A 2,698-nucleotide genomic window follows, 5' to 3' on the forward strand; every position below is an offset into this window, starting at 1 on the left:
ACGGCATGGGAACAAACGATCGCCACCCTCGTTGAAAGGGCTGGCCGGATGCCCTTGTGTCCCAATCCCCTCTTCCGGCTAGCCTTGAAGCCAAGCCCGCTGCTGTCCCCTCGGCAGCGGGTTTCGCCTTACAGGCGCATCCCCCGCGCTTTTCTCGGTTCGGGTGGCTGGCCTCTCCGCAGGATTTCAGAGTCAGATCCAAAAGGCCCGCCGCCAAGGAGTTAGCGGCGGGCAGTTCAGGGTTACCGCAGATGGAGGGGATAATCTCCTGCGACTGCTACCAATGAACTGGCGCGCCGTTGTTTCCTGTGCCCAGACCTATGCGTGCGGCCATCGGACCTCAGTCGCCAATTACCTGGGACGTGAGGCGAGCGCGGGTTCCCGCGGGCGGCTGAAATATGGTCGACGGACGTGATGCCTTAGCAATCGGCGAACTGCGAGCCTGGATCGCTCATGTCAAAAAAGGGTAGTGCCGCATCGAGATTGCGGCGTCGACGCCCGCTTCCGGAGTGCGCGATGGACGGTCAGCAGACTGGCGGCTTCCGGCCCCATTTTGGACTGAAAGTCAGCAAAGCGACCAAGGATGCCTTCGAACTTAGCTGGGTTCGAACATGGCATCGCTAAGGCCGCTTGGCTAGGCGCACACCGAGGCCGCCGCTATTCTCCGGAATGAATTCCACTCCGGCATCTTCGAAGGCCTCGCGTATTCGATCGAGCGTAGGCTGTTTAAGCGCGTCGCCTCGTTCTAGGCGCACAATCGTCTGTGTTGAAACATCCGCTTCTCTAGCAAGATCGAGGACACCCCAATCCAGTGCGGCCCGGGCCATCCGACACTGGACCGGCGTCATAAGATCACCATAATATAGTGATTTTTGTTGCTCATATGCTGCTCTAACTGTATTCATGAGTGCACTAAGCGGCCGGAACGGTGACGCAACACCGATCCGGCCTGACCACAACCCAGCTGTTAGGAGCTCGGATCATGGCTGATTCCGACAATACCACGCCTTTGTCTTTCGTCACTCGGCGGCTGCTGATGACGCAGCTTGTTGCGGTGGCTGGACTGTGGCCATTTGGCGCTCGGGCGCGCGAGCCTATTTCGATCAAGGGCCGGCAGGAAGATCCAGCTCTTCGCTTGTGTGATAGCTGGCACGAGGTCCACCGCTCGACCTTGGTGCTATGCCGGCAACAGCAGCAGTTGGAGACATATCTCGTAGAAGCGATCGGCTTTCCCTGTGCTAAGATGCAGCTTCCAGGCGGCGGGGAAAAGACAGTCCGTTCCGTCGAGAGTCTCGACGAACTCTATTCTCCCGAAAACGAAGTGGCATGGGTCAGGGCGTTTTCGGAGCTAGCCGCACATCAGGCGCACTGGGACGCTACTGATGCCGAGATCGGGTTTTCGAGAACTGACGAACTAATACAGAGATCGGAAGCGGCGGAACAGGCGCTTTTGGATGACCTGCCGCTGACTCCGGCATGCTCCGTTGAAGGTGTATTGGCAAAGCTCTTGGTTATCCTGCGCTACGGTGAACATTGGGAGGGTTCAGACGATTTCCCATGGCGTCATATCCGGTCGGTGGTCAATGACCTCGCCCGCTACCATCACATTGATCCCACTACCATCATCGCATCATGCGCGCAGCGAAGGCATCAGGAGTGCAAGGGAAGCGCTTGCGTATCGGGGATTTCGCCGTAACGGCGATCGCGTGGGTGTGCTCTGGCGGCCCAATGCGGAGACGACAAAGGAATCCCCCTGGTTTAGGTGTTCGAGTGTCTGCAAGTGCTCTCACCGAAACCAGTTGGGACGCACGATAGTCCCGGCCAACCGGTGTCCCTTCAATTGAGCGCTATCGCCTCTCTTGGCGATAAGCCGGGAGACGAAACCGCAGCGCGCAAGTCATTGCACGCTGTGGCCCTACGACTTGAACTTTGTGCTTTCCTTCGCTGTCCTAAGGCCTCTGATGGCGGGTCGATCCACCATTGGGAGAGCGACCGCGATGGCAAAGGAAACCATGACTGGGCCACAGGCGTTGGCTCCGGCGAACGACAACGGCGATCTTATCCGCCCCGAAAGTCGCCCTGAACACGTGGTAGCAGCCAGGCTGGATCGGGTGGTGGTGGATCTCGCCCGGCTGATCGGCCGGCAACTGGCGCGGGAGGCATTCGAGGTGGGGCTGGCGGCCAACGACAATCGGCCGGGCCACCGAGAGGGAGAGGGCAGGGAGCCGGATGGTAAGCCCCTTGGGAACTGGAGAGAGGATCTGCCGCCATGACCCGTGTCGCACTCTATGCCCGCTATTCTTCTGACAGTCAGCGGGATGCCTCCATCGAGGACCAGTTGAGGCTGTGCCGCGAGCAGGCGGCGCGGCAGGGCTGGAGCGTGGGGTGTACCTATGAGGATGCGGCGATCTCCGGCGCCAGCACCGTGTTGCGGCCCGGCATCCAGCATTTGGTGCGCGATGCCCAGCGCGGCCGCTTTGAGGTGGTGGTGGCCGAGGCGCTCGATCGCATCAGCCGCGACCAGGCCGATGTCGCCACCCTCTTCAAGCATCTCAAATTCGCCGGCGTTGCCATCGTCACCTTGGCCGAGGGCGAGATCAGCGAGTTGCATGTCGGCCTTAAGGGCACGATGAATGCACTGTTCCTCAAGGATCTTGCCCTCAAGACCCGTCGTGGCCTGCGGGGGAGGGTGGAGAAG

The 2,698-nt window shown here is 60.2% G+C and carries 4 protein-coding genes; 3 read left to right on the forward strand and 1 reads right to left on the reverse strand.

Features of this window, described 5'->3' with window-relative positions; all coding sequences use genetic code 11:
* Nucleotides 1-620: 620 nt before the first annotated feature.
* The gene (locus tag EOA33_RS40995) at nucleotides 621-848 is read right to left on the reverse strand and encodes a helix-turn-helix domain-containing protein (RefSeq protein WP_245482492.1); all 228 of its coding nucleotides are present in this window, start codon (nucleotides 846-848) and stop codon (nucleotides 621-623) included.
* A gap of 134 nt (nucleotides 849-982) precedes the next feature.
* Here EOA33_RS40995 and EOA33_RS31210 point away from each other — a divergent pair, with 134 nt between their 5' ends.
* From EOA33_RS31210 to EOA33_RS31220, 3 genes are all read left to right on the forward strand, one after another.
* Nucleotides 983-1,696, forward strand: a complete 714-nt coding sequence (locus EOA33_RS31210) for a hypothetical protein (protein WP_127407380.1) — start codon at nucleotides 983-985, stop codon at nucleotides 1,694-1,696.
* 301 nt (nucleotides 1,697-1,997) lie between these two features.
* Complete coding sequence (locus tag EOA33_RS31215) at nucleotides 1,998-2,273, forward strand: hypothetical protein (RefSeq protein WP_190234423.1); 276 nt, start codon at nucleotides 1,998-2,000, stop codon at nucleotides 2,271-2,273.
* On the forward strand, nucleotides 2,270-2,698 hold a 429-nt coding region (locus tag EOA33_RS31220), incomplete at its 3' end, for a recombinase family protein (RefSeq protein WP_145989385.1). The genes EOA33_RS31215 and EOA33_RS31220, both read left to right, overlap by 4 nt.

The organism is Mesorhizobium sp. M4A.F.Ca.ET.050.02.1.1 (genome assembly GCF_003997725.1).
Lineage (GTDB): Bacteria > Pseudomonadota > Alphaproteobacteria > Rhizobiales > Rhizobiaceae > Mesorhizobium.

Excerpts from the sequence above, each read along its gene's own strand:
- EOA33_RS31210 (WP_127407380.1), top strand. The coding sequence starts at position 983 with ATGGCTGATTCCGACAATACCACGCCTTTGTCTTTCGTCACTCGGCGG.
- EOA33_RS40995 (WP_245482492.1), bottom strand. The coding sequence starts at position 848 with ATGACGCCGGTCCAGTGTCGGATGGCCCGGGCCGCACTGGATTGGGGT.
- EOA33_RS31215 (WP_190234423.1), top strand. The coding sequence starts at position 1,998 with ATGGCAAAGGAAACCATGACTGGGCCACAGGCGTTGGCTCCGGCGAAC.